The sequence below is a fragment of the Arthrobacter sp. 05L45_2 genome (assembly GCF_056397525.1).
Genome location: NZ_JBFTNO010000188.1, coordinates 1 through 6,303, shown reverse-complemented (window position 1 = coordinate 6,303; position 6,303 = coordinate 1). Strand labels below are relative to the sequence as shown.

6 protein-coding genes and 1 pseudogene are annotated in these 6,303 nt (G+C 66.4%); 2 read left to right on the top strand and 5 right to left on the bottom strand.

The genetic code is table 11. The annotated features are described in order from the left end of the window. The 5 genes and pseudogenes from AC1DHD_RS13150 to sdhC form a co-directional block, all read right to left on the bottom strand. Positions 1–90: pseudogene (locus AC1DHD_RS13150) on the bottom strand (alpha/beta hydrolase); the annotation flags it as partial. A gap of 96 nt (positions 91–186) precedes the next feature. Beyond that, positions 187–969: a succinate dehydrogenase iron-sulfur subunit gene (locus tag AC1DHD_RS13145; RefSeq protein ID WP_476880137.1), complete on the bottom strand. Its 783-nt coding sequence runs from the start codon at positions 967–969 to the stop codon at positions 187–189. A 1-nt stretch (position 970) separates the two neighbouring features. Continuing rightward, complete coding sequence (gene sdhA, locus AC1DHD_RS13140) at positions 971–2,770, bottom strand: succinate dehydrogenase flavoprotein subunit (protein WP_476880136.1); 1,800 nt, start codon at positions 2,768–2,770, stop codon at positions 971–973. A gap of 122 nt (positions 2,771–2,892) precedes the next feature. Continuing rightward, on the bottom strand, positions 2,893–3,372 hold the full coding sequence (locus AC1DHD_RS13135; RefSeq protein WP_476880139.1) for a succinate dehydrogenase hydrophobic membrane anchor subunit: 480 nt from the start codon (positions 3,370–3,372) through the stop codon (positions 2,893–2,895). A gap of 3 nt (positions 3,373–3,375) precedes the next feature. Continuing rightward, entirely contained in the window at positions 3,376–3,756 is a 381-nt protein-coding gene (sdhC, locus tag AC1DHD_RS13130; protein WP_476880138.1) for a succinate dehydrogenase, cytochrome b556 subunit, read from the bottom strand. Positions 3,757–4,036: 280 nt separating this feature from the next. Between sdhC and AC1DHD_RS13125 the strand changes: the two genes are divergently transcribed. Then, the gene (locus tag AC1DHD_RS13125) at positions 4,037–5,194 is read left to right on the top strand and encodes a mannose-1-phosphate guanylyltransferase (protein ID WP_476880135.1); all 1,158 of its coding nucleotides are present in this window, start codon (positions 4,037–4,039) and stop codon (positions 5,192–5,194) included. An 83-nt stretch (positions 5,195–5,277) separates the two neighbouring features. Beyond that, positions 5,278–6,303: amidohydrolase (locus AC1DHD_RS13120; RefSeq protein WP_476880134.1), on the top strand; the 1,026-nt coding region annotated here is incomplete at its 3' end.

Genomic DNA, 6,303 nt, shown 5'->3' with positions numbered 1-6,303 from the left:
GCCCTTCGCCGGGCCTTCGGGGAGGTCGACGACGCCGGAGAGCAGCTCGCCGGTGGAGCCTTCGAAGGTGACTTTTTCGGACCGGGACACAGGCGTCCCCTTTCGGCTGGGCGGGAAACGACGACGGCGCCCCCACCGGAAGGTGGGAGGCGCCGTCGTCGTTTGGAACTGGTGGTGCGGGTGCTGCTAGATYTTGCGGGCCAGGATGGCCTGCTTGACCTCGGCRATKGCCTGSGTGACCTGGATGCCGCGGGGGCAGGCCTCGGTGCAGTTGAAGGTGGTGCGGCACCGCCACACGCCTTCCTTGTCGTTGAGGATCTCCAGGCGCATGTCGCCGGCGTCATCCCGGGAATCGAAGATGAAGCGGTGCGCGTTCACGATCGCGGCCGGGCCGAAGTACTGGCCATCGGTCCAGAACACCGGGCAGGAGGATGTGCACGCGGCGCAGAGGATGCACTTGGTGGTGTCGTCGAACCGCTCGCGGTCCTCGGCGGACTGCAGGCGTTCCTTGGTGGGCTCGTGGCCGCGGTTGATCAGGAACGGCATGACTTCGCGGAAGGACTGGAAGAACGGCTCCATGTCCACGATCAGGTCCTTCTCGACCGGCAGGCCCTTGATCGGTTCGACCGTGATGGGCTTGGTGGTGTCCAGGTCCTTCAGCAGGGTTTTGCAGGCGAGGCGGTTGCGGCCGTTGATGCGCATGGCATCGGAGCCGCAGACGCCGTGGGCGCAGGACCGGCGGAAGGAGACGCTGCCGTCCATTTCCCACTTGATCTTGTGCAGGGCGTCCAGGACACGGTCCGTGCCGTACATGGTGACCTGGAAGTCGTCCCAGGTGGATTCCTCGGAGACCTCGGGGTTGTAGCGGCGCACGCGCAGCGTGACGTCGAAGGAGGGGATTTCCCCGCCGCCGCCGACGCCGGCGGGCAGTTCGATCTTGGAGGCTGGCTCAGCGAGTTCAGCGGTCATCTTAGTACTTCCTCACCATCGGCTCGTAGCGCGTAAAGACCACCGGTTTGGTGGCAAGCCGGATGCCGGCAACCGACTCGGCGGAACCGTCCGCCGGGGCGTGGTCATCCTTGTACGCCATGGAGTGCTTCATGAATTTTTCGTCGTCACGGTCCGGGAAGTCCTCACGGAAGTGCCCGCCACGGGATTCCTCGCGGTGCAGGGCAGCCACGGTCATCACCTTGGCCAGTTCCAGCAGGAAGCCCAGTTCCACGGCCTCGAGCAGGTCCAGGTTGAAGCGCTTGCCCTTGTCCTGGACGCTGATGCGCTGGTACCGCTCCTCGAAGGAGGCGATGTCCGCGAGGACCTGGTTCAGCGTGTCGGCGGTGCGGAACACCTGCATGTTGGCGTCCATGGTGTCCTGCAGTTCCTTGCGGATCTGGGCCACCTTTTCGGTGCCGTCCGCGGTGCGGACGTGCTCGAGCAGGTTCAGCGTGTACGCCTCGGGATCCGCGGGGAGTTCCACGAAGTCAGCGGTCTTGGCGTACTCCGCGGCGGCGACGCCGGCACGCTTGCCGAAGACGTTGATGTCCAGCAGCGAGTTGGTGCCGAGGCGGTTGGAGCCGTGGACCGAGACGCAGGCCACCTCGCCGGCGGCGTAGAGGCCGGGGACGATCGTGTCGTTGTCCTGGAGGACTTCGGCGCTGATGTTGGTGGGGATGCCGCCCATGGCGTAGTGCGCCGTCGGGAACACCGGAACGGGCTCCGTGTACGGCTCCACACCCAGGTAGGTGCGGGCGAACTCGGTGATGTCCGGCAGCTTGGCGTCGATGTGCGCCGGCTCCAGGTGGGTCAGGTCCAGGAGGACGTAGTCCTTGTTCGGGCCGCAGCCGCGTCCCTCGCGGACTTCGTTGGCCATGGAGCGGGCCACGATGTCGCGCGGGGCGAGGTCCTTGATGGTGGGGGCGTAGCGCTCCATAAAGCGCTCACCCTCGGAGTTGCGCAGGATGGCACCTTCGCCGCGGGCTGCTTCGGAGAGCAGGATGCCCAGGCCGGCAAGGCCGGTCGGGTGGAACTGGAAGAATTCCATGTCCTCCAGCGGGATGCCGCGGCGGAAGGCGATGCCCATGCCGTCACCGGTGAGGGTGTGGGCGTTGGAGGTGGTCTTGAACACCTTGCCGGCGCCGCCGGAGGCGAACACCACGGACTTGGCCTGGAAGACGTGCAGTTCGCCGGAAGCGAGGTCGTAGGAGACGACGCCGGCAACGCGCTTCTGCTTGTACGGGGTGCCGTCCTCGCGGACCGCGTCCTCCTCGACGGTCAGCAGGTCCAGCACGTAGTACTCGTTGTAGAACTCAACGTTGTGCTTGACGCAGTTTTGGTACAGGGTCTGCAGGATCATGTGGCCGGTGCGGTCTGCGGCGTAGCAGGCACGGCGGACCGGGGCCTTGCCGTGGTCGCGGGTGTGGCCGCCGAAGCGGCGCTGGTCGATCCGGCCCTCAGGCGTGCGGTTGAACGGCAGGCCCATCTTCTCAAGGTCCAGGACGGCGTCGATCGCTTCCTTCGCCATAACCTCGGCAGCGTCCTGGTCCACCAGGTAGTCGCCACCCTTGATGGTGTCGAAGGTGTGCCATTCCCAGTTGTCCTCTTCGACGTTGGCGAGGGCTGCACACATGCCGCCCTGCGCCGCGCCGGTGTGGGAGCGCGTGGGGTAAAGCTTGGTCAGTACTGCTGTTCGGGCGCGCTGACCGGATTCGATCGCGGCGCGCATGCCAGCGCCACCGGCACCAACAATGACGACGTCGTACTTATGGACCTGCATACCAGATGCTCTTTCTCTCAAAATTCGCTGTTTTACACTGCCGGCGAAACCTGCGCAGTGAAGTCTCTGGTCCGCGCCCGCTCGGGCAGACGGGGATCAGCGCCCGGAACTCCGGGCCGCTACTAGGCCGGGCAGAACCCGCCGGGGAGCTGCACGCCGTTGACCACCGGGCACGGGTTGAAGGTGAAGATCACCAGCGTGCCCAGGATGACAATGGCGGCGGCAGCCGCGTAGAGCACGATCTTCAGCCAGAGGCGGGTCGCGTCCTTCTCGGCGTAGTCGTTGATGATGGTGCGCACGCCGTTGGTGCCGTGGAGCATAGCCAGCCACAGCATGGCGAGGTCCCAGATTTGCCAGAACGGGTCCGCCCACTTGCCGGCGACGAAACCGAAGTCAATGGCGTGGATGCCTTCGCCGACCATCAGGTTGACGAACAGGTGGCCGAAGATCAGCACCACCAGGACCACGCCGGAAAGCCGCATGAAGAGCCACGCGATCATTTCGAAGTTGCCCTTCGAGGAACCGTTGCGGCGGTACTGCGGCGCGATCCGGCCGCTGCCCATCTGCGGGCTGCGCGGGCTCTTAATCTCAGTTGCAGTCATGGCTYAGTGACCTCCRAGGGCGAGGGACAGGTGGCGGATGGAGAAGCCGATCATGACAACGACCCAGAGACCCAGGACCGTCCACAGCATCTGGCGCTGGTACTTGGCGCCCTTCTTCCAGAAGTCGACGGCGATGATCCGCAGGCCGTTGAAGGCGTGGAACACGATCGCTGCGACGAGGCCCGTTTCACCCAGGGCCATAAGGGGGTTCTTGTAAGCACCAATCACGGCGGTGTAGGCCTCGGGGGACACACGCACCAGAGAGGTGTCCAGCACGTGGACCAACAAGAAGAAAAAGATCACTACACCGGTAACGCGGTGTCCAACCCAAGACCACATGCCTTCACGGCCGCGGTACAAGGTGCCAGCTGGTTTTGTCGGCACTGAATAAACCTCCCTGCAACACAGCGGCGCTGGCATGGGATCCACGCGGGGGGAACGCCTGCTGCGAGAGCACTCGTAAGCTCAAGCCTAAATCTAGGCTTCGCTCTTAGCTTATTCAATTCAGCGGATCGATGGTGACGGCGCCCTGCGGGGTTTTTGGCCGGTTTTGAGACGAACGCCACATCCGGCGTCGGCAGCGGCCGTGTTCCCGGGCGCCCGACGTGGCGCGTACGCGTGGCCACACAGGGGATGACGGGCCGGTTCGGCTAAAGTAGCCGTGATGACTACAGACAAAGTGACCAGCCACGATTCACCCGAGGCCGCGGCGGCAGACTCTCCGCTGGACCGTTTTATCGCGGTGATTCCGGCAGGCGGCGTGGGGACCCGGCTCTGGCCGCTGTCCCGGGCAGCCGCCCCCAAGTTCCTGCATGACCTCACCGGTTCTGGCAGTACTTTGTTGCGCGCCACGTACGACCGGCTGGAACCCCTGGCCGGCAGCCGGGTCCTGGTGGTCACCGGCACCGCCCACCGCGACGCCGTGTGCAGCCAGCTGCCCGAGGTGCGCGAGGCTGACCTCGTCCTGGAGAGCGAGCCCAAGGATTCCGGCGCCGCGATCGGGCTGGCCGCTGCCATCCTGTACGAACGCGACCCCCACACCATCATGGGGTCCTTCGCGGCGGACCAGGTCATCAGCCCCGACGAGCTGTTCCAGGACGCCGTGCGCGAGGCCATCCACACCGCGGCCGCCGGCAAGATCGTCACCATCGGCATCAAGCCGACCCACCCCTCCACCGGGTTCGGCTACATCCGCGCCGGCGACAAGCTGAGCGTGCCCGGTGCGCCGAGTGCCCACACGGTGGTCGAGTTCGTCGAGAAGCCCAGTGAGGACGTCGCCCAGCAGTACCTGGACAGCGGCGAGTACGCCTGGAACGCCGGGATGTTCGTGGCGCCGGTCTCCCTGATGCTCAAGCACCTGGAAGCCAACCAGCCCGAACTCTTCGCCGGCCTGCAGGAAATCGCCAAGGCCTGGGACACCCCGCTGCGCGACGAGGTCACGGCCCGGGTCTGGCCGACGCTGCCCAAGATCGCCATCGACTACGCAGTCGCCGAGCCGGCCGCGGCTGCCGGGGACGTCGCCGTCGTACCCGGAACCTTCCGCTGGGACGACGTCGGGGACTTCGCGTCCGTGGGCCGCCTGAACAGCGCCAAAGAGGTCGACGACGTGACCGTGATCGGGGAGGGCGCCCGCGTCTTCACCGAAAACGCCAGCGGCGTGGTGGTCACCGACACCAAGCGTGTGATCGCCCTGATCGGCATTGAAGACGTTGTCATCGTGGACACCCCGGACGCGCTGCTGGTGACCACCAAGGCCCACTCCCAGCGGGTCAAGGCCGCCGTCGACGCGCTCAAGGCCAGCGGCGACACGGACGTCCTCTAGCCCGACCCCGCTGCGGCGCGTGTTCTGCCGTAACCCGCGGACCGCGATGCCGCTATTTATGCGACTCTCGCTACAGTGAATGTGTGCGTAATTACACTACTGAAGCTGAGCCCACCACCTTGGTGGGGCCGTGGCTGGAGCCGCTGCTCCCGGAGCTGATCGAGTTCCGCCGTGACCTCCATGCGCACCCGGAGCTGTCCTTCAAGGAGTTCCGCACCACGGAGAAGCTGGCCCAGCGGCTGGAGGCCGCCGGGCTGAAGCCGCGCCGCCTCGAGGGCACCGGGCTGACCGTCGATATCGGGGAGGGGCCCATCGCCACCGCCCTCCGCGGTGACATCGACGCCCTGCCCATCATCGAAGAGACCGGCCTGCCGTTCGCGTCCAAGAACCACGGCGTCACGCACGCCTGCGGCCACGACGTGCACACCACCACCATGCTGGGCATCGCTTTGGTCCTGCAGAACCTGCACGAATCCGCCCCGCTGGGCGGTACGGTCCGGATCATCTTCCAGCCGGCGGAGGAGACCATGCCCGGCGGCGCACACGCGTGCATCGAACAGGGTGTCCTCGACGGCGTGCCCCGGATCCTCGCGCTGCACTGCGACCCCCGGATCGAGGTCGGCAAGATCGGCACCCGGATCGGCGCCATCACCTCGGCATCGGACACCATCAAGATTGAGCTGACCGGCCGCGGCGGCCACACCTCGCGCCCGCACCTGACCGAAGAACTCGTCTTCGCCCTGGCACAGATCGCCGTGAACGTCCCCGCCGTGCTGTCCCGCCGCGTCGACGTGCGCAGCGGAGTCTCCGTGGTCTGGGGGCACATATCGGCCGGCTCGGCCCCGAACGCCATCCCCGCGAGCGGCTACATGGCCGGCACCATGCGGTGCCTGGACCGGGATGCCTGGCACAGTGCCGGGGAGATCCTCGACGAGGTGGTGCAGCAGATCGCGGCACCCTACGGCGTCGACGTCCACCTTGAGCACACCCGCGGCGTACCTCCAGTAGTGAACTCCGAGCACGAGACCGCCCTGATCGAGGCCGCGGCCCGCGCCGAACTCGGCGAAAGCTCCGTGGTGCTCACCCCCCAGTCGATGGGCGGCGAGGAC

Coding starts and splice junctions, on each gene's coding strand:
- sdhA (WP_476880136.1), bottom strand. CDS start 2,770: ATGCAGGTCCATAAGTACGACGTCGTCATTGTTGGTGCCGGTGGCGCT.
- AC1DHD_RS13135 (WP_476880139.1), bottom strand. CDS start 3,372: ATGACTGCAACTGAGATTAAGAGCCCGCGCAGCCCGCAGATGGGCAGC.
- AC1DHD_RS13125 (WP_476880135.1), top strand. CDS start 4,037: ATGACTACAGACAAAGTGACCAGCCACGATTCACCCGAGGCCGCGGCG.